Consider the following 18,585-nt stretch of genomic DNA (forward strand, 5'->3'; position numbering starts at 1 on the left):
CACGTCGTCGACGTGCGACCGAAATCGACATCGGTGCCGGTTCTCGTATAGATTGGGGCCCCTGATCCCTTTCGTCGTTGGCTACCGTGTCGCATCCGACCATCCTTCTCATCGGCGCGTCCGGCCTGCTCGGCCGTGCGGTTGCCGCTTCGCTGTCCCGCGAATCGTCGCTGACGCAGGTCGCCACCATCCGGAACCCGGACACCGCGGGCGCACGCCGCCTCGCGTTGCCGCCGGACAACCTCGCGCGGCTCGACGTCCTCGATCAGCCGGCGCTCGAACACCTCTTCGACACCCGGCGACCGGCCGCGGTGATCATCTGCGCCGCCGAGCGGCGCCCGGACGTCTGCGAACGCGACCCTGCGGCCGCACGCGCGATCAACGTCGACGCGCCGGCCCGCATCGGCGCGCTCGCCGCGCGCTACGGCGCGTGGACGCTCGGCATTTCCACCGACTACGTGTTCGATGGCACGGCCGCGCCGTACCGCGAAGACGCCGCGCCGAACCCGCTGAACATCTACGGCCGCACCAAGCTGGAAGGCGAGGCCGCGTTGCTCGCCGCGTCGCCGCTTGCCTGCGTGCTGCGCCTGCCGTTGCTCTACGGCCCGATCGTCGACTGGCGCGAGTCGGCCGTCACGAGCCTCGTGCCGGCGATCGTCGCGTCCGCACGACCGGGCGCGGACGCGGTCGGCATGGACGCGTGGGCGATCCGCTATCCGACCTACACGCCCGACGTCGCCGAGGTCATCCGCGACCTGACGCTGCGCCATCTCGCGGGTTCGACCGTCACCGGCATCCGGCATTGGTCGGCCGAGGAACCGATGACGAAGTACGACATCGCGCAGCGGATCGCGGCCGCGCTCGGCATCGACGCAGCGCTCGCGCGGATCGACACGCCGGCCGATGCGACGCCGCGTCCGTACGATTGCCATCTGGATGCGGCGCGCGTGCGCGCACTCGGGATCGAGCATGCGACGCCGTTCGCGACCGGGCTGCAGGCCGTGTTGCGCGACGCGCCGCCGCTGCCGTAAGTCCGAAGCGCCCGGCTCGCCGATACGCTGACGCATTCGAACAACGCACGAGAGAAAGAGAGCAAGAGAGCAAGAGCGGACCCATGCCGACACGTCTTCGTACCGGACTCGATCGCGCACGCGACCTGCGCGACGATGCTGAACGACATGGGCGGGCGTCCGCGTGTCGCCGATACCGTTCGGCGAGCTTTTCGCGCGACGGGCATGAGCGCCGGCAGCAACTGGCTGGCGTGGTCGTCAATCGCCATCCGAATCTGGCGCGCGACGAGTGCGAGCCATCCTGACCAACTGCATCCGCCACGGACCGGCGTCGCAGAATCGTGCCGCGCACCCGGATTTCCGCGCATACCTGGCCGGACGCGTCGCCCATGCGCGCGCGCTGAACGCCGCGCGCGGCGCGAAGCTGCATGCGCTGTTCGCCCGGATCGCGTGGGACGGGTGCGGCTTCGGCGCGTAAATCGCCGCGCAGGCGTCGATGCGCGCGGGCCGGCAAAGCCCCGGGTGCGCCGGACCGCAAAAGTCCTCAAACACGAGGGATCGGCACTGCTATCATTCGCGCCATGCTGCCGCGCCCGTGCAAGGGGGCGGCGCCCGGTGGCGAGGAGGTCGCCACCAAGGCGGCGCGCCGCGCGTTCGAACGCGACGCGCCCCGTGTTGCGTGCCGACGCCATGCGGCTTTCGACGATCGCATTGCCTGCGGCATACTGCGAAAGCCTTGCAGGTCCGGGCGAATTCACACATCGCAACACAGATTGGCGGAACTTCGTGATAGGTTCGGCCATCGGAGGTTTTTTGAATAAAAACATACCCAAAGAGGATGAATACATGACCCAGGCCCTGCAGGAACTCGAAGCACAACTTCGGGACCTGAACATCAAGTTGTCGGATGCCAAGCAGAAGGAGAAGCAAGCCGCACTCGCGGCATTCAAGGAGCAGGTCGAGTTGTTGGGCATCACGCAGCAGGAAGTGCTGAGCGCCCTCGGCTACATCGTCCAGCGAAAACGCAAGGCGCCTGCCAAGTATTACGATCCGACGACCGGCCGCTCATGGTCCGGCCGCGGCCCGCGACCCAAATGGCTCGAAGGCAAGGATCTCGACACGCTGCTCGTCGACCGCGAGGCCCGAACCTGGTGGCCCGGGGACGACCAGGGCTGATGCAGCACCGGCACCGCCGCGGTGCCGTTCGACCCGCGCCGGCGGCGACGCCGGCCGCGCCACACCCGCTTCATCCCGTTCTTCGGTGTCCCGCCTGATGGCGGAATCGCCGGCTCCCACACCTTTCAAATTCATTACCGCCGCTGCCCGTTTCCGTTCCCGGAAGCGGGCGCGCGCGGCGCTTTCTGCGTGCGCAATGTTCGTCAACGGGATGGTCGGCGGCTACGGGGCGCTGATGTCCAACGGCTATCCGACCGCCGCGCGCGCGACCGCGCAGAACGTGCTGGGGAATATCGGCCGCGCGGTCGGCGGCTTCGGGCCGGTGGCGGTCGGCGCGCTGGCCGCGCGCTACTCGTTCCACACGGCGATCGCGCTGCTCGCCGGCCTCTGCGTGCTCGACATGGTCGCGACGCTTGATCCCCGAGCTCACGGGCGTCGAACTCGAGTGACGATGCGGGGCGCGCGGCCGGGTGCGCGGGCATCGTTACGCGCTCCGGCGCTTTGGATTCCCGATCATTCTCGCGGCCGGGTCATACGCAGCGGATAGAGGCATGTGCATCCGCTCGAGCGGACGGTCGCCCCGACCTGACGCTGAACGCGCCGACGCCCGCGCTGACCGACGTACCTTCCCCATCGCGCATGGGCACGAATATCATGATCAATCTCGTCGACGGCGCATGGCACCAGAGTTCGGTGCAGACCAATACGCTGTCGTTCGCGCAGCGTGTGTTGCCGCGCGGCGTCGAGGTGCGGCATGGCGGCCCGCCGAGCCAGCTGCTCGACGGGCTGGGTGTGTCCACCGTCGTGCGGTTCGACGTGGTCCAGGATGCGCAGCTCGTGCTGAACCGGCCGACGCCATTGAAGGTGTCCGATGAGCGCGGCTGCCGTTAGCCACCCCTTTCAGAGGAAGCGTCGATGACCCAGCCGACCCATGATCTCGATCTCGTCGTATTCGGCGCCACCAGCTTCGTCGGGCAGATCCTGACGCGCTATTTGTCCGAATACCTGTCGGGCAGCGGCGAAACGCTACGCTGGGCAATCGCCGGCCGCTCCGAGGCGAAGCTCCGGCATGTCAGGGAGGCACTCGGCGCCGCTGGTCAGACGCTGCCGATCATCGTCGCCGATGCGGCCGACGACACGCAATTGCAGGCGTTGTGCGCGCGCACGCGCGTCGTCGTGTCGACCGTCGGGCCGTACGCGCTGTATGGCGAACCGCTGGTCCGGATCTGCGCGCAAACCGGTACGGACTACTGCGATCTCACCGGCGAGACGCAGTGGATCAAGCGAATGATCGAACGGTACGAGCCGACTGCCCGGCAATCGGGCGCGCGCATCGTGCATTGCTGCGGTTTCGATTCGGTGCCGTCGGATATCGGCGTGCTGTTCCTGCAGCAGCACGCACGGCGGCAGTGGGGCGCGCCGGCCACGCACGTGAAGATGCGCGTGAAGACATTGAAGGGCGGCGCGTCGGGCGGAACGGTCGCGAGCGTGATCAATGTCGTGCGCGAAGCCGCGGCCGATCCCGCGTTGCGCCGCGAACTGCTCGATCCGTATGCGCTGTGTCCGGCGGATCATCGCTTCACGGTGCGGCAGCACGCGGTCCGCTCGGCGGAATTCGATCGCGACAGCGGCACGTGGATCGCGCCGTTCGTGATGGCGGCCGTCAACGAGCGCGTCGTGCATCGCTCGAACGCGCTCGCGAACGACGCATACGGCAGCCGTTTCGCCTATGACGAGGCGGTCATCACGGGCACGGGCCTGAAGGGCCGCCTCGCCGCGCTGACGATGGTGGCCGGCCTCGGCGCGTTCATGGCGGGCGTGCTCATCCCGCCGGTGCGCGGCCTGATGGAGCGCTTCCTGCTGCCAAAGCCCGGCGAGGGGCCGAGCGTCGCAGCGCAACTGGCCGGCCGCTACGATCTGCGCTTCTTCGGGCGCGCCGACGACGGGCGGATGCTGCGCGTGAAAGTCACCGGCGATCGCGATCCCGGTTATGGCTCGACCGGCAAGATGCTCGGGCAGGCCGCCCTCAGCCTCGCGCTCGATTGCAGCCGAGACGGCGTGAAGACCGGGCGCGGCGGCGGGTTCTGGACGCCCGCGACGATGTTCGACGCGCGCTTCGTCGAACGTCTCGAGCGGCATGCCGGGTTGCGTTTCGAACTGCTGCCGCCGGATGCGTGAGCCGAGCGCGTGTCGGACGCGCGGCGTGTGCATCGCGATCGATGCAGAACGCATCCGTGCTTGGGCGGATTGTCCGCGGCTGGCGCAAAACGCCGGTTTCGCGCTTTAGTGCATGATGCGATGGCATCGACCCGTCGAGCAGCAGGGTCGTGCGATTCCTTGCGTCCGCAACCGATCCGGAGAACCGTCCGTCATGCATTTGAATCCTTTTCGCCTTCGTCGCGCCCGTCTGCTCGCCGCGCTGACGCTTGCCACCACCGCCGTCGCCGCGCACGCGACCGACTGGATCGTGTCCGGCAACGACGGCAAGTACCAGCGCGTCGAAGGCCGCGACACCTTTCTTGCATCGCCGCCTGCCGACACACTGACGCTGCTCGATGCCAGCGTGTTCCCTCCGAAGGTCGCGCTGCAGGTCGACGTCGAGAACGGCATCCAGGGGCCGCCGCAGGCCGTCGCGATCACGCCCGACGCGAAACTCGCGCTGGTCGGCGCGCCGACGCGTTACGACCCGGGTGCGAAGCAGCTCGTGTACGACACGTTCCTGCAGGTCGTGACTCTCGATGCGTCGCCGGCGGCGATCACGCGCATCGAACTCGGCACGCACCCGCAGGGGATCGCGATCGACCGGTCCGGTCGCGTCGCGCTGGTGGCGAACGTCGACGGCAGCGTGTCGATCCTGCGGATCGACGGCACGCAGGCGACGCTCGACGGCAACCTGAAGATCGGCAAGAAGCGGCTCGCCGGGATCAGCTTCACGCACGACGGCAAGCATGCACTCGTGTCGCTGCGCGATGAGCAGGGCGTCGCGGTGCTGAACGTCGACGACGGCAAGGTGACCGACAGCGGCACGCGGTTGAGCACGGGCGTTGCGCCTTACACGATCGACGTGTCGAGCGACAACCGCTGGGCCGTCGTCAGCAACGTCGGGCTCGCGGGGCTGCCGGGCTATACGGGCACGCTCGCGGGCGATGCCGATTCGGTCGCGCTGATCGACGTGTCGCGCACGCCGTTCCGCACGGTCCAGTACCTGAACGTGCCGTCGTTGCCGGAAGGCGTCGCGATCTCGCCGAACGGCAAGTGGATCGCCGTGCAGGCGATGGACGGCTCGAACCTCACGCCGGACAACCCAGGCCGCCACAAGCTCGGCAAGGTCGTGCTGTTCGAGATCCGCAACGGCCGCGCGGTGCAGACGAGTGAAGTGCCGGGCGGCGAAGCCGCGCAGGGCATCGTATTCACCGCCGACAGCCGGCACGTGATCGTGCAGTTCAACGTCGAGCGGCAGCTTGCGCTGTATGCGGTGGAAGGCGGCCAGCTGCGCGATACGGGCAAGCGCATTGCGCTGTCGGGCGGGCCGTCGTCGTTGCGGACGTTGCCGCGCTGATGTGTGGCGCGGGTGGGTTGGCTGTGGGTTCGCTGTTGGCGATGCGGATGGGGCTGACGTGCGGCGAGGCGGGGGCCGCGCCTGCGATGAACCGGCGCTCCGTTACGGGCGCAGCAGATCGAACCCGCCGAACACGACCACGCCGCTGAGCGCAATCATCGCGACCGAATGCTGGCCGAAATAGAGAATCGCGGCCGCGAGCCACGTGGTCAGGCAGAAGGCGCCGATGCGGGCCATCGTGAATTCCTCGAAATGCGTGATGAATGGGATACGCGCCGAAGCCGTCGCGTCGCTGCGGGCGCGGGGCACGCGCTGCGACGGCGCCGGACGGCGTCGCGTGTCGCGCCCGATCGGGCGGGCGCCGGTGCGGGGGCAGCCCGCAAGTCTTGCCGAAAGCAGCCGGCGATTTTACCAGCGTGAACGGCCGGTCATTCTGGCCCCTTCGCGACAATCGGCAGCGTTGCCACGACATGGCGTGCGGTAGGGGCTGCGCGGCCGCATCGAAGGCGGGACTAAAGTTTTGTCCGACAAATACCGTAAACCGGTTGCAAGGATTCCCCTGTTCAACCGACACGAGTCGCACACACTCATTACGGACCGACACGATGCAGATCGATCTCTCTTCCGCCACGCAGACCCCGCTTACCACCAGCACCGCGGCCGCCAACACGTCCGGCGCGGGTGCCGCGGCCACGGCCACCGCGGCTGCGTCGTCGCCCACGGCCGGCGCAACGAAGACGTCGGCAAGCGGCGCCGCGCCGTCAGGCGACACGGGCGAGACGCTGGGCGCATCGGGATCCTCGGCCGACGATCCCGCGGTTGCGCAGCTCAAACAGCTCATCGAGCGCTTGCAGAAGCAACTCGCGCAACTGCAGCAGCAAATGGCGGCCGCCGCGCAGCGCGCGAAGGATGATCCGGCCGCGGCAGTGGAGCAGCAGACGCTGAGCGCGGAAGCGAGCACGATCTCGGCTGCGCTGTCGACGGCGATCGCGCAGCTCGCGCAGGCCCTCGAGAAGTCGGGCGGCTCGACGTCGGGCGGGCTCGTATCGACGCAGGCCTGACGGGACGGCACGCCGCCGCATAGCAGCAGCACAGCACGCCGACGCGTCGCGACACCTAACGCCGCGCATTACAATCGCAAGCTCGTCTCCCTCGAAAGGACGGCAGAACGATGAATGCGGAATTCGCCGACGACGACCTCGTCCGCTTCGACGCGCAAGGCGGCACGCCGCTGCCCGCGGCCGATGCCGAAGGATGGCTTGACCACGACGGCGCGCGCATCTGGCACGCGTCGTTCGGCGACGGCCCGCCAGTCGTGCTGCTGCACGGCGGCCTCGGGCACAGCGGCAACTGGGGTAACCAGGTGCCGGCGCTGCTCGCGGCCGGCTATCGCGCGATCGTGATCGACAGCCGCGGCCACGGCCGCAGCACGCGCGACGATCGCCCCTATTCGTACGAACGCATGGCCTCCGACGTGCTCGCGGTACTCGATGCGCTGCACATCGGGCGCGCGCTTCGTCGGCTGGAGCGACGGCGCGTGCGTGTCGCTCGTGCTGGCCGCCCGCGCGCCGCAGCGCGCGGCGGGCGTGTTCTTCTTCGCGTGCAACATGGATCCGGGCGGCACGAAGGAGATGGTGCCGAGCCCGCTGATCGACCGCTGCTTCGCGCGGCACCGCAAGGACTACGCGCGACTGTCCGCGACGCCCGACCAGTTCGACGCGTTCGTCGCGGCCGTCAGCGAAATGATGCGCACGCAACCGGATTACAGCGCGGCCGACCTCGCGGCGATCGCGGTGCCGGTCGCGATCGTGCAGGGCGAGCACGACGAGTTCATCCGCCCCGAGCATGCGGCCTATCTCGCGCGCACGATTCCGGGCGCGACGCTGACGATCCTGCCCGGCGTGAGCCACTTCGCGCCGCTGCAGCGGCCGGCGCGTTTCAACGCCGCGATGCTGGCCTTTCTCGACCGGTTGCCTGACTGACATCGGCATGGCCGGTGCATGCGTTGCATAAGATTTTCTTTAGGCTCGCGCAAAATATCCTCGATTGTTGAACGGCGGCCGGCGGCGGATAGTCCTGCTTCGACCGGCCGGCTGCAGTAGTCTCCGCGCAGCGCGGCCGGACCCGTTGTTCACACAACCATCAGAAAATCGAAGGAACCGCAACCATGCGATTCAACGCGATACGCATCGCCGCGACCCTGTTCGTCGCCGCGTGCACCGCCGTCACGGCCGGCCGCGCGGCGGCCGCCACGCCCGACGAGATTCACGACACCGTGACCCGCAACGTCGCGCCGCTGATGAAGCAGTTCGCCATTCCCGGCATGGCGATCGGCATCGTCGCCGACGGCAAGCCCTACGTGTTCGACTACGGCGTGATGTCGACGCAGACCGGCAAGCCGGTAACCGGCGACACGTTGTTCGAGATCGGCTCCGTCAGCAAGACGCTGACCGGGACGCTCGCGTCCGATGCGCAGGAGGGCGGCGAGCTGTCGCTGTCGGATCCAGTGGCCAAGTACCTGCCCGCGCTGCAGGGCAAGGCGTTCGGCGGCGTGACGCTGCTCGAGCTCGGCACGTACACGCCGGGCGGGATGCCGCTGCAGGTGCCCGACAGCATCCGCGACGACGCGGCCCTGATGCGCTATCTCGATGCGTGGCGGCCCGCGTACGCGCCGGGCACGCGCCGCACGTATTCGAACGTCGCGCTCGGGATGCTCGGGCAACTCACCGCGAAGGCGATGAACCGCGACTTCGCGGCATTGATGGAACAGCGGCTGTTCCCCGCGCTCGGGATGACGCATACCTATATCAACGTGCCCGCCGCACGCCGGGGCGACTATGCGCAAGGCTATACGCAGGACGGCAAGCCGATCCGGATGACCGGCGGCATGCTGTGGCAGCCGGCGTACGGCGTGAAGACGACGGCGGCCGACCTGTTGCGCTTCGTGCAGGCGAACATGGGGCTCGTCGACACGGCGCCGCGTCTGCAGCGCGCGCTCGAGCGCACGCACACCGGCTATTTCCGTGCGGGGCCGTTCACGCAGGACCTGATCTGGGAACAGTATCCGTATCCGGTCGCGCTGCCGACGCTGCTCGAAGGCAACGGGCCGGCGATGCTCCACGGCGCGACGCCCGCGACCGAACTCAAGCCGCCGCTCGCGCCGCGCCCGGACACGTGGATCAACAAGACCGGCTCGACCAACGGCTTCAGCACCTATGTCGCGTTCGTCCCTGCGAAGCGGATGGCAATCGTGATGCTCGCGAACCGCAGCTTCCCGATCGAGGATCGCGTGAAAGCCGCGTACCGGATCGTCGAGTCGCTGAACGGCAAGCCGTAACGCGCGTCGTGCGCGTGCCGGCGCTCAGGCGAGCGCCGCGTCCGCGCCCGTGGACGCGGGCACCGCGTGCACGCCGGCCGACGACACGCCGCCAGCCAGCCGCCGATAGCGCGCAAGCGCCCACAGCGGGAAGTACGCGGTATAGCCGTGATACTTCAGGTAGAAGATGCGCGGAAAGCCCGGCGCGTTGTGCGACCGGTGCCACCAGAAGCCGTCGTCCTGCTGCACGGATTGCAGATACGCGATGCCGCGCCTGACCGATTCCGATTCGCAGTCGCCGAACGCCATCTGCGCGAGCAGCGCCCACGCGGTGCAGTTCGACGTGCTTTCGCCCGCATTGGTGCCGGCGAGCGTAGGGTCGATGTAGCTGTCGTTCGTCTCGCCCCAGCCGCCGTCCGCGTGCTGGCGGGCGCGCAGCCACGCGAGCGCGCGGGCGATGTACGGCTGCGAGGGGTCCTCGCCCGCAAGCGCGAGCCCGGCCAGCACGCTCCACGTGCCGTACAGGTAGTTCGTGCCCCAGCGGCCCCACCAGCTGCCGTCGGGCTGCTGCGTGCGCTTCACGTAGTCGATCGCGCGCGCGAGCGACGCGCGGTCGTCCGCGCGCTTCGTGACGCCGAAGCACAGCAGCACGCGGCCCGACACGTCCTCGGTCGGCGGATCGAGCAGCGCGCCGTGATCGGCGAACGGAATCGCGTTCAGGTACATGCGGTCGCAGTCGGCGTCGAAGGCCGCGAACCCGCCGTTGCGCGATTGCAGACCGCGCATCCAGTCGAGCGCGCGCGCGACGCGCGCCGCATACGGATGCGAGCCGTCCGCGTTGCGATGCGTGCGGCCGCGGCGGTCGAGCATCGCGGTGACGACCGCGCTGTCGTCGATGTCGGGGTAGTACGGGTTCGCGTACTGGAACGCCCAGCCGCCCGGTTGCGTGTCGGCGGGCGCGTTCTCGATCCAGTCGCCGCGCAGGTCGTTCACCTGGCGCTCGGCCAGCCAGTCGTACGCGCGCGCGATGCGTGCGTCGAGTTCGTCCAGTGCGCTGGCGGGCGCGCCGGCTTCCGGCACGGCCACGCCGCGCGCCTGCTCGAGCGCCATCGTGCTCCACGCGGTGTCCCATACCGGCGACAGGCACGGCTGGCAGTACATGCTGCCGTCGGGCCGCGTGACCAGCAGCTTCTCCAGCGCGTTCTCGCAGTCGCGGCGCAGCGGATGATCGTCCGGGTAGCCGAGCACGTCCATCATCTGGTAGCTGTAGACGATCGGCGGAAAGATCCCGCCGAGGCCGTCCTCGCCGTTCATGCGCTCGGCGCACCACGCTTGCGCATGCAGGATCGCGCGCTGCCGCAGGCGTTTCGGCAGCAGCGGCTCGACATGGCGCACCACGCGATCGAGCACGAGGAACGCGCGGCGCATCCCGCGCGCGGGCGGGAAGTACTGGCGCTCCTGCTCGGGCGGCGTGACGAACAGCTCGGGGATCGCGATGTTGCGCGGGTTGCGCGCACGCGCTTTCAGCGAGCACAGCACGAGCAGCGGCACCATCGTCGTGCGGGCCCAGTACGCGACCTTGTACATCGAGATCGGCACCCACTTCGGAAACAGCACGAATTCGATCGGCATGAACGGCGCCGCGCGCCACGGCACCTGGCCGAACGTCGCGAGCAGGATGCGCGTGAACACGTTCGAGCGTGCCGCGCCGCCGAGCGCGAGGATCGCGTCGCGCGCGCGGACCATGTGCGGCGCATGCTCGCTGTCGCCGGCGGCCTTCAGCGCGAAGTACGCCTTCACGCTGCACGACACGTCCGGGTCGCCATCGACGTACAGATCCCACCCGCCGTGCGTGTCGAGCCGCTGGATCGCACGCAGGTAGCGCGCCATCTTCTCCTGGCGCACGTCGTCGATCTTGTCCATGAAATGCATCATCAGGATGTATTCCGCGGTGATCGTCGCGTCGGATTCGAGTTCGAAACACCAGCTGCCGTCAAGCTGCTGAAGGTGCATCAGCGCGTCGCGTCCGCGGGCGATCGCGGCGTCGAGCGCGGACCAGGGGGAGGGGGCGGGTTTGTTCATGCGGCGGATCATACCATCCAGACGGAATGTTTATATCGAGACCGCGGGTGCTAACATCGCCCCCATGAAAAAACGCCTCGAACCCGCTTCGCGCGATACCGCCGCGCCTGTCGACACGGCCGGACCGGCCGACGCCCGGAGCGCGGCCGCGCCCACGCCCGTCGCAGGCGTGCGGCGGAAAAAGGCGCCGGAGCAGGTGCGCGCGCAGCTGCTGGAAGCCGCGTCGGACATCGCGACCGGTCAGGGCGTGGCCGCGCTGACGCTCGACGCGGTCGCCGAGCGCGCGGGCGTGACCAAAGGTGCGCTGCAGTATCACTTCGCGAACAAGCAGGGCCTGCTCGATGCGCTGTTCGGGCAGGCGACCGAACGCTTCGCGACGCAGATGGCCGCGCGTCGGGCGGCCGATTCGCATGGGGACGGCGCGGCGGCGCGGGCGTATCTGCATGCGGTGCTCGACACCGCGCAGCCGGCCGCGAGCACCGACGTGCTGCGCGTGCTGGTCGCGTCGATGATCACCGAGCAGGAGACGCGTGCTCGCTGGTCGGTGCCGATGCGCGAGTGGACGCGGCCGGACCCGGTGCCGCTCGAGCGCGCGGCGACGCTGATGATCTGCCGGCTGGCCGCCGACGGGCTGTGGATCTCGGAGCTACTCGACAGCGTGGAGATTTCGGCCGAGCTGCGCGCGGAGATCGTCCGGCAGTTGGACCGGATGAGCGCGGGCGAGCCGCCGGCGGGCACGGGCAAGCGTACGAGCGCGCGCGGCAGGCGCGGCTGAACGCGTTCAGTCGCCCAACTTCCCGACGAACTCGGCGATTCCGCCTGCCCGCCCGTCTTCGCCAGGGACGTGGCATGGGCTGCGCAGCACGACATAGATACGACGATGAGAACCCTCGCGCGTGCCGGCGATTTCCTGACACACGACGCGCGTACCGTGACGGGAAACGACGGCGTGTCGAGCGAAAAGCCCATGCGACGACACGCCGACGACGCCAGGCCGGATGCCGTGTTGCGGGGGAGTGTCGATCACATGCTGACAAGAGACTACGTGGAGCGCGAGCTGTCTCATATCGAGAGAATGGTCGCGCTGCTCGAAAGCGATGCGAATACCGGCGCTGCGGCGATGCCGTACGCGATGCGCGTGAGTCGTCCGGGCTACTGGCGCGCACGGATCGAGGTGCTGCTCGCGATTCCCGGCATGCCGCGCCACGTGATGAAACTCGGCAACGTGCTGCTCGCGAAGCTCGACGCGATCGAGTCGCGGCGGGGGACGGTGAAGCCCTGACTGCGCAGGCGCGCGCAGCGCATGTCGCGAGGGGTTCGGCTGGCGTTTCGGCGATGTGTTCAGCTTGCTTGCGGTGCCGGCGCTCGCCGCGGCCAGTGCGTTGCATGCGATCGGCCATGGCCGCACGAAGATTACTTACGGAACACCAGCGCGCGAGCGGAGCGGCCGTGCAGCGAGATTGACTCCGCAGGCGCCTGTCGAGTGTGCGCGGATAAAGGAAAAGCCACGGATCGCTCCGTGGCTTTTGCCTTTCTCATGCACGCGGCCGTGTCACGACCGCGTATCGCACGGCTTACGCGATGGTCTTCGACCAGTTCGCGTACCAGTTGCGGAACAGCGTGTACTGCGCTTCCGCGTAGTTGCGTTGCGCGTCGCTCAGTGCATCGGTTTCGTTGAAGTGCAGCGTGTATTCCTTGTCGCCGTTCAGCACCATCAGGTGCTTGTAGAACAGCACGAGGTCGCAGCCTTCGTCGAACGACGACAGCACGGCCAGCGCCGCTTCCAGTTCCTTCGCACGCACGCGCGCCACCGCATCGCCTTGCGCGGCCTTCTTGCACAGGTCGACCAGTTGCAGCACTTCACGCGGCAGCGCGTTGCCGATGCCGGTGATCGCGCCTGCCGCGCCGCAATTCACGAAGCCGTGGAACACCTGCGTGTCGACGCCTGCCATCAGCGTCACGCTGTCGTCCTGCGACGTGATGTTTTCGGCCGCATAGCGCATATCGGCCGCGCCGCCGAATTCCTTGAAGCCGATCAGGTTCGGGTGCTGGCGACGCAGTTCGAAGAACAGATCGGCGCGGGTCGCGAAGCCGTAGTACGGGCTGTTGTAGATCACGGCCGGCAGGTTCGGCGCTGCGTTCAGGATCGCGGCGAAGTGGGCCTTCTGTGCGGCCGGCGACGCGCCGCGCGACAGCACGCGCGGGATCACCATCAGCCCGTGCGCGCCGACCTTCGCCGCATGCGCGGCGTGCGACACGGCTTCCTTCGAGTTCACCGCGCCGGTGCCGACGATCGTCGGCACGCCAGCTTCGACCAGGCGCGCGACGCCTTCCTGGCGCTGCGCTTCGGTCAGCAGCGGCCAGTCGCCCATCGAGCCGCAGTACACCACCGCGCGCATGCCGAGTGCCACCAGCTCCTTGCCCTTCTTTACCAGCGCGTCGAAATCCGGCTGACGATCAGCGGTGCACGGAGTCATCAAGGCCGGAATGGTGCCGGTAAAAATGTTGTCGCTCATCTCGTTTCCTCACATTCAGATAGGGTCAATTGCCAGTGCTGGCAATTTGGGCCGTACGCGCGCTCGCCGTCTCGCGGGCGCTTCACGTCACCCGGACGGCGGCTGGCCGCCTCTTGTTTGCCTCGGTGCCGAAACGTTGCCTCCGGTTTCGACCGAGAGTCAGCCATCGACGAGTGCATTCTAGCCAGTCCGCATATTTTATACAATATAAAATAAAAAGGGCGTGACGTGGGGCGTCTTTTTCAAGGGGTCGGGGAGGGTTGAGAAGCCCGTCGCGGCGGCGTTCGGCGGCGATCGCGGAAACCCGGCGACGCCGGCCCGATGCGCGTTCCGACTTCGCCTGACGGCTGAGGAGATCGGACGGGCGCCCCCACGCAAGGAGATCGCCGCTGTACTTTCCTCGGACCAAATGCATTCATCTCGTGGGCTTTCATCCCTCTCGGCATATCGCATTTCTGCCGACAGCATTTTTGAGATTGCATGGATTGTGTATTGGATATTGTATAAAATCTTTCGGCGCGCTTACTCGCGAGCCGCCCCGTCAAGGGAAATGGAAGACAACGAGAGGAGATACGGAGATGACAGGTCAGGTCGGCGAGGCAGTCTCGCCCGGTAGTGCAGCAGCCGTGCAGGACACGGCGTCGAAACGGGAATTGAAGCGGGTCGTCGCGGCGTCGATGGTCGGGTCGGTGGCGGAGTGGTACGAGTTCTTCCTGTATGGAACGGCGTCGGCGCTGGTGTTCGGCACGCATTTCTTCAAGAAGACCGGCAACCCGATCGACGGCCTGCTCGCCGCGTTCGCGCTGTATGCGGTGGGGTTCGCCGCGCGGCCGATCGGCGGGCTGGTGTTCGGCTACTACGGCGACAAGTTCGGCCGCAAGTACCTGCTGCAGGTCAGCCTGATCGTGGTCGGCATCACGACCTTCCTGATGGGCTGCCTGCCGACCTTCGATGCGATCGGCTACTGGGCGCCGGTGCTGCTGGTGTCGCTGCGGCTGATTCAGGGCTTCGCGTTCGGCGGCGAGTGGGGCGGCGCGATCCTGCTGGTCAGCGAACACAGCCCGGACAACCGTCGCGGCTACTGGGCCAGCTGGCCGCAAGCCGGCGTGCCGGCCGGCAACCTCGTCGCGACCATCATCCTGCTGGTGCTGTCGAGTTCGCTGTCCGAGGCCGACTTTTTGGCATGGGGCTGGCGCGCGGCGTTCTGGTTCTCGGCGGTGGTCGTGCTGATCGGCTTCTGGATTCGCCGCAAGGTCGACGATGCGCCGATCTTCAAGGAAGCGCAGGCGCGCCGCGCACAGAAGCAGGAAAAGCAGCTTGGCGTGGTTCACGTGCTGAAGTATCACTGGCAGCAGGTGCTGATCGGCATTGGCGCGCGGTTCGCCGAGAACATCCTGTACTACATGGTCGTCACGTTTTCGTTGACCTACCTGAAGCTGGTGGTCGGCGCCGACACCACGCGGATCCTGAAGCTGATGTTCGCGGCCAACGCGATCCACTTCTTCTTCATTCCGCTGATGGGGCTGCTATCGGACTTCGTCGGCCGCAAGCCCGTGTACCTGACGGGCGCGGTGCTGACCGCCGGCTGGGGCTTCGTCGCGTTCCCGATGATGGATACCGGCAACGACTGGATCATCATGGCCGCGATCGTGCTCGGTCTGTTCATCGAATCGATGACGTACTCGCCGTACTCGGCGCTGATGACCGAGATGTTCCCGACCAACGTGCGCTATACCGCGCTGTCGCTGTGCTACCAGGTCGCGCCGCTGATGGCCGGCTCGCTCGCGCCGCTGATCGGGCTGTCGCTGCTCGAGCGCTATCACTCGTCGACGCCGATCGCGCTGTACCTGGTCGCCGCGGCCGTGATCTCGATCGTGTGCGTGGGTGTCGCGAAGGAAACGCGCGGCAAGTCGCTGCGCGATGTGGATGCGGAGGCGAGCCGGCGTACGCATGCGTGATGCGGGGGTGACGCCGGCGTGATCGCTGATGGGAAGCCACTGGGAGGGTGGCTTTTTTGTGGGGTATCGCTGGTTGGGGCGCGGGGAGGAATGGCGGCGTTCGTCATTCATTCACCGTCACCCTCCGCTGGTTCGGCCGACCGAACCGGTTCGCGATGTACGGGTTGCCCTCACGCAAGAACCTCACCAGTTGCGGACAATGCAGGGCGAGGGTGTACTTTATCGGGACGGTCATCGCTTTCGGCAGCCATGAAGCTGCACAAGCAGATACGATTTGCGTTTTCCAGCGCCCTGCGAAACGTTTCTGGCTAGCGATGCAGGCAGTGCAAAGGATCCGGGGATTCTTACGGAACGTGGTGCTGAAGGTCGTCAACGCTTTACCAATCCGAATACGGCGGAATCGCCGCTACCGGCCGGGCCATCCGAGCTTCTGTGCCCGGTCGAGCGAGGCTCGGACGACGAGGCGATGAAAAGGCGCGATAAGGGCAAGACATTGATCCGGCGGCTGCGCGTCTGCGAACGGACATTCGCGAAAGACCGACGCTCTTCACAGGATGCTCGGCGGTCATTTCGTCGAACCGAGAACACTGGACCGGATTACCTTTCGGGATCAGCGCACTTTTGGACACTCACCAGCGCCAGCGCCTCGAATATAGCGGGCGTGCGTTCCAGGCGGGCAATCGTCCGCGCGCCTTCGAGCGCGGCTACCAATGCAGCGGCGGTGGAGGAAGCACGCGGGGGAGCGAAACCGCACTCTCTAAAGTGCTCCGCAATAATTTCGGTCGACTCAACAAATCCGCGCGCTACCCGTTGGGTGAGCTCGGCGTCGAGCGCGGGCAGCTCATTCGCCAGATTCTGCATCAGACATCCATACTGGAAATCAGAGGCGACCATTTCAGCCGCGAATGTCCTGAAAATCTGATGAACAAAATTCAGGGCGTCACCCGTCGTACTCGCCGAGATGTCTCGCAATACAGCGATTCGATCCGCAATGTAACTATCGATTGCTTCTTCTGCGAGTTGTGCCTTGCCGCGCGGAAAGTGGAAGTAGAACGATCCTTTAGGCGCACCGCTTTCTTCAAGGATCTGGGTCAATCCCGTCGCAGTGTAGCCCTGGATGCGAAACAGTCGTTGGGCCGTGGCAATCGCGCGAGCGCGGGCGTCAGTCTTACGTGGCATGCCGAGAACATAGCACGTTTCGCTTGATGGTTCTATGGCGATTGGCATACTATGGTGATCACCATATACGGAGCCCCGGCGATGCCTCCCGACCCAATCGCAAGTCAAGAAGGTTCGCCCAGTTGTGCGCAGCCTGCCGAGATCGCGGCACGAATAACCGAAACCCGCCGGCCGAATCGTTCGTCGCGTGCGTCTTCGCTGACGCTGGAGGCGGCGCTCCCACGGGGACGGGGCGTTCCATCATGAGCCGTCCACTTCGCTTCCGGCCATCGGCGTCCAGACGAGCCTTCCTGGCGATGGGCGCGGTCAGCCTGTTTGTCCCCTTGATTCGACCCGCCCACGCCACCCCCATAGGAGGAGTTGACTTGTCCACATCAACATATGGCAACGGAACGCTTCCGAAGAGGGTCCGCTCGCGCATGATCCACGGGGTCAACGGCCTCGATGTCCATATTCTCGAGGCCGGTTACGAGAACCCCGGCCGGCCGCTCGCACTGCTTCTGCACGGTTTTCCCGACTTGGCTTACGGATGGCGACACCTGATCCCGATTCTCGCCGACGCCGGCTACCACGTCGTGGCGCCCGACCAGCGGGGTGTTGGCCGCACCACCGGTTGGCTGAACGACTATGACGCACCGCTGGCACCCTTCAGCCTTTTGAATATGACGCGTGACGCTCTCGGATTGGTTTTGGCGTTGGGGTATCGGCGTACGGCAATGCTCGTCGGGCACGACCTCGGCTCGCCCGTCGCGGCCTATTGTGCGCTAGCCCGACCTGACGTCTTTCCCTCGGTGGTGCTGATGAGCGCACCGTTCCCCGGTCCGCCGACGCTTCCGTTCAACATTGCGGAAAGCGAGATATCGTCGGTTCAACCGAACACTGGCAATCAAAAGTTGGCGGCCGCGCTGGCGGCGCGCGACCCGCCGAGAAAGTATTACCAGCAATACCTGAGCACACGTGAGGCGAACCATGACATGTGGCAACCCCCACAAGGCTTACACGCGTTTCTTCGTGCATTTTTCTACGTCAAGAGCGCCGACTGGCCGGGCAACAAGCCGCATCCGTTGAAGGCGCCAACCGCCGCCGAACTTGCGCAAATGCCCACCTATTACGTCATGGAACTCGGCAAGACGATGCCCGAGACCGTCGCTCCATTCCAACCTTCCTCCGCCGAGGTCCTGGCCGGCAAATGGCTCACCGAGCCGGAACTTGGGGTGTACACGGAAGAGTACGGCCGCACGGGGTTTCAAGGCGCCCTGCAGGCTTATCGTGTCCTTTCCGATCCTGGCCTGAACGCCGAGTTGCGCCTGTTTTCGGGCAAGACGATCGATGTCCCGTCGCTCTTCATTGGCGGCAAGAGCGATTGGGGCACGTATTCGGCGCCGGGCGCGCTCGACCTGATGAGGACGAAGGCGACGACGAGAATGGCGGGAATCGAGCTGATCGACGGCGCTGGTCACTGGATCCAACAGGAGCAGCCGGGTCGGCTCGGCGAACTCCTGCTCGCCTTCGCCAAGGAGGCGGGTGGGGCGGATCACACTCGCAGTTAAGTTGAGGAATGGCTATCGTTGCGCTTGAAAATATCGCCCGGCTTCCAGACCACCGTCCCGTCCCGTCCGTCACGCTTTAGTGAAGCGTCTCGGGTTGGATGGTTCGAGGTCTATCATAGCCTCTGGCTCCTCCGCCCTCGATCGGGGAGTAACGCTTGCTTCTCGACGTTGAACGACGTCTCGGTGCTGGATGTACTTGACGACTGAAAGACGTCCCTACGCCGGACACCTACTTCGCG

The 18,585-nt window shown here is 66.7% G+C and carries 14 protein-coding genes and 5 pseudogenes; 14 read left to right on the top strand and 5 right to left on the bottom strand.

The features are described 5' to 3' along the window. Positions 1-86: 86 nt before the first annotated feature. The 7 genes and pseudogenes from FFI87_RS29900 (at position 87) to FFI87_RS29930 (ending at position 5,745) form a co-directional block, all read left to right on the top strand. On the top strand, positions 87-1,031 hold the full coding sequence (locus tag FFI87_RS29900; RefSeq protein WP_138850791.1) for a dTDP-4-dehydrorhamnose reductase family protein: 945 nt from the start codon (positions 87-89) through the stop codon (positions 1,029-1,031). A 212-nt stretch (positions 1,032-1,243) separates the two neighbouring features. Further along, positions 1,244-1,488 (top strand): annotated as a pseudogene (locus FFI87_RS29905) (RNA-directed DNA polymerase); the annotation flags it as partial. Positions 1,489-1,856: 368 nt separating this feature from the next. Beyond that, positions 1,857-2,186 carry an H-NS family nucleoid-associated regulatory protein gene (locus FFI87_RS29910; RefSeq protein ID WP_006750598.1) on the top strand — a complete coding sequence of 110 codons (330 nt, stop codon included), beginning with the start codon at positions 1,857-1,859 and terminating at the stop codon, positions 2,184-2,186. Between the two features lie 196 nt (positions 2,187-2,382). Next, a pseudogene (locus FFI87_RS29915) lies at positions 2,383-2,635 on the top strand (MFS transporter); the annotation flags it as partial. A 121-nt stretch (positions 2,636-2,756) separates the two neighbouring features. Then, positions 2,757-3,077 (top strand): annotated as a pseudogene (locus FFI87_RS29920) (acetoacetate decarboxylase); the annotation flags it as partial. A gap of 24 nt (positions 3,078-3,101) precedes the next feature. Continuing rightward, positions 3,102-4,364 (top strand): saccharopine dehydrogenase family protein, encoded by a 1,263-nt coding sequence (locus tag FFI87_RS29925; RefSeq protein WP_138850792.1) that lies wholly within the window; start codon positions 3,102-3,104, stop codon positions 4,362-4,364. A 193-nt stretch (positions 4,365-4,557) separates the two neighbouring features. After that, complete coding sequence (locus FFI87_RS29930; protein WP_138850793.1) at positions 4,558-5,745, top strand: beta-propeller fold lactonase family protein; 1,188 nt, start codon at positions 4,558-4,560, stop codon at positions 5,743-5,745. A gap of 102 nt (positions 5,746-5,847) precedes the next feature. Here the strand turns inward: FFI87_RS29930 and FFI87_RS35075 are convergent, their stop codons facing one another. Continuing rightward, complete coding sequence (locus tag FFI87_RS35075; RefSeq protein WP_006750603.1) at positions 5,848-5,982, bottom strand: hypothetical protein; 135 nt, start codon at positions 5,980-5,982, stop codon at positions 5,848-5,850. 368 nt (positions 5,983-6,350) lie between these two features. On the opposite strand from FFI87_RS35075, the gene FFI87_RS29940 reads away from it, so the two are divergent. The 3 genes and pseudogenes from FFI87_RS29940 (at position 6,351) to ampC (ending at position 9,082) form a co-directional block, all read left to right on the top strand. Beyond that, positions 6,351-6,806 carry a hypothetical protein gene (locus tag FFI87_RS29940; protein WP_138850794.1) on the top strand — a complete coding sequence of 152 codons (456 nt, stop codon included), beginning with the start codon at positions 6,351-6,353 and terminating at the stop codon, positions 6,804-6,806. Between the two features lie 110 nt (positions 6,807-6,916). Then, positions 6,917-7,727: pseudogene (locus FFI87_RS29945) on the top strand (alpha/beta fold hydrolase). 185 nt (positions 7,728-7,912) lie between these two features. After that, on the top strand, positions 7,913-9,082 hold the full coding sequence (gene ampC, locus FFI87_RS29955; RefSeq protein ID WP_138850796.1) for a class C beta-lactamase: 1,170 nt from the start codon (positions 7,913-7,915) through the stop codon (positions 9,080-9,082). 24 nt (positions 9,083-9,106) lie between these two features. Here the strand turns inward: ampC and shc are convergent, their stop codons facing one another. After that, entirely contained in the window at positions 9,107-11,155 is a 2,049-nt protein-coding gene (gene shc / locus FFI87_RS29960) for a squalene--hopene cyclase (RefSeq protein WP_138850797.1), read from the bottom strand. A 52-nt stretch (positions 11,156-11,207) separates the two neighbouring features. On the opposite strand from shc, the gene FFI87_RS29965 reads away from it, so the two are divergent. Both FFI87_RS29965 and FFI87_RS29970 read left to right on the top strand, forming a co-directional pair. Beyond that, on the top strand, positions 11,208-11,918 hold the full coding sequence (locus tag FFI87_RS29965) for a TetR/AcrR family transcriptional regulator (RefSeq protein ID WP_138850798.1): 711 nt from the start codon (positions 11,208-11,210) through the stop codon (positions 11,916-11,918). Positions 11,919-12,170: 252 nt separating this feature from the next. Continuing rightward, positions 12,171-12,425, top strand: a complete 255-nt coding sequence (locus tag FFI87_RS29970) for a hypothetical protein (protein WP_138850799.1) — start codon at positions 12,171-12,173, stop codon at positions 12,423-12,425. A 292-nt stretch (positions 12,426-12,717) separates the two neighbouring features. Here FFI87_RS29970 and FFI87_RS29980 read toward each other — a convergent pair whose 3' ends face one another. Further along, positions 12,718-13,659, bottom strand: a complete 942-nt coding sequence (locus FFI87_RS29980; RefSeq protein ID WP_012372215.1) for a dihydrodipicolinate synthase family protein — start codon at positions 13,657-13,659, stop codon at positions 12,718-12,720. A 578-nt stretch (positions 13,660-14,237) separates the two neighbouring features. Between FFI87_RS29980 and abaF the strand changes: the two genes are divergently transcribed. Further along, positions 14,238-15,617 carry a fosfomycin efflux MFS transporter AbaF gene (abaF, locus tag FFI87_RS29985; protein ID WP_012372216.1) on the top strand — a complete coding sequence of 460 codons (1,380 nt, stop codon included), beginning with the start codon at positions 14,238-14,240 and terminating at the stop codon, positions 15,615-15,617. Positions 15,618-15,832: 215 nt separating this feature from the next. Here abaF and FFI87_RS35080 read toward each other — a convergent pair. Together FFI87_RS35080 and FFI87_RS30000 are read right to left on the bottom strand one after the other, a co-directional pair. Continuing rightward, positions 15,833-15,961, bottom strand: a pseudogene (locus tag FFI87_RS35080) (TetR/AcrR family transcriptional regulator); the annotation flags it as partial. Positions 15,962-16,214: 253 nt separating this feature from the next. After that, positions 16,215-16,844, bottom strand: a complete 630-nt coding sequence (locus tag FFI87_RS30000) for a TetR/AcrR family transcriptional regulator (protein ID WP_138850800.1) — start codon at positions 16,842-16,844, stop codon at positions 16,215-16,217. Positions 16,845-17,215: 371 nt separating this feature from the next. Between FFI87_RS30000 and FFI87_RS30005 the strand changes: the two genes are divergently transcribed. After that, positions 17,216-18,346: an alpha/beta fold hydrolase gene (locus tag FFI87_RS30005; RefSeq protein ID WP_138850900.1), complete on the top strand. Its 1,131-nt coding sequence runs from the start codon at positions 17,216-17,218 to the stop codon at positions 18,344-18,346. The last annotated feature ends 239 nt before the right edge of the window (positions 18,347-18,585 follow it).

Origin of the sequence: Burkholderia sp. KBS0801 (genome assembly GCF_005937855.2) — a bacterium.
Taxonomy (GTDB): Bacteria; Pseudomonadota; Gammaproteobacteria; order Burkholderiales; family Burkholderiaceae; genus Burkholderia; species Burkholderia ambifaria.

Coding starts and splice junctions, on each gene's coding strand:
- FFI87_RS29910 (WP_006750598.1), top strand. CDS start 1,857: ATGACCCAGGCCCTGCAGGAACTCGAAGCACAACTTCGGGACCTGAAC.
- FFI87_RS29925 (WP_138850792.1), top strand. CDS start 3,102: ATGACCCAGCCGACCCATGATCTCGATCTCGTCGTATTCGGCGCCACC.
- FFI87_RS29930 (WP_138850793.1), top strand. CDS start 4,558: ATGCATTTGAATCCTTTTCGCCTTCGTCGCGCCCGTCTGCTCGCCGCG.
- FFI87_RS35075 (WP_006750603.1), bottom strand. CDS start 5,982: ATGGCCCGCATCGGCGCCTTCTGCCTGACCACGTGGCTCGCGGCCGCG.
- FFI87_RS29940 (WP_138850794.1), top strand. CDS start 6,351: ATGCAGATCGATCTCTCTTCCGCCACGCAGACCCCGCTTACCACCAGC.
- ampC (WP_138850796.1), top strand. CDS start 7,913: ATGCGATTCAACGCGATACGCATCGCCGCGACCCTGTTCGTCGCCGCG.
- shc (WP_138850797.1), bottom strand. CDS start 11,155: ATGATCCGCCGCATGAACAAACCCGCCCCCTCCCCCTGGTCCGCGCTC.
- FFI87_RS29965 (WP_138850798.1), top strand. CDS start 11,208: ATGAAAAAACGCCTCGAACCCGCTTCGCGCGATACCGCCGCGCCTGTC.
- FFI87_RS29970 (WP_138850799.1), top strand. CDS start 12,171: ATGCTGACAAGAGACTACGTGGAGCGCGAGCTGTCTCATATCGAGAGA.
- FFI87_RS29980 (WP_012372215.1), bottom strand. CDS start 13,659: ATGAGCGACAACATTTTTACCGGCACCATTCCGGCCTTGATGACTCCG.
- abaF (WP_012372216.1), top strand. CDS start 14,238: ATGACAGGTCAGGTCGGCGAGGCAGTCTCGCCCGGTAGTGCAGCAGCC.
- FFI87_RS30000 (WP_138850800.1), bottom strand. CDS start 16,844: ATGCCAATCGCCATAGAACCATCAAGCGAAACGTGCTATGTTCTCGGC.
- FFI87_RS30005 (WP_138850900.1), top strand. CDS start 17,216: ATGATCCACGGGGTCAACGGCCTCGATGTCCATATTCTCGAGGCCGGT.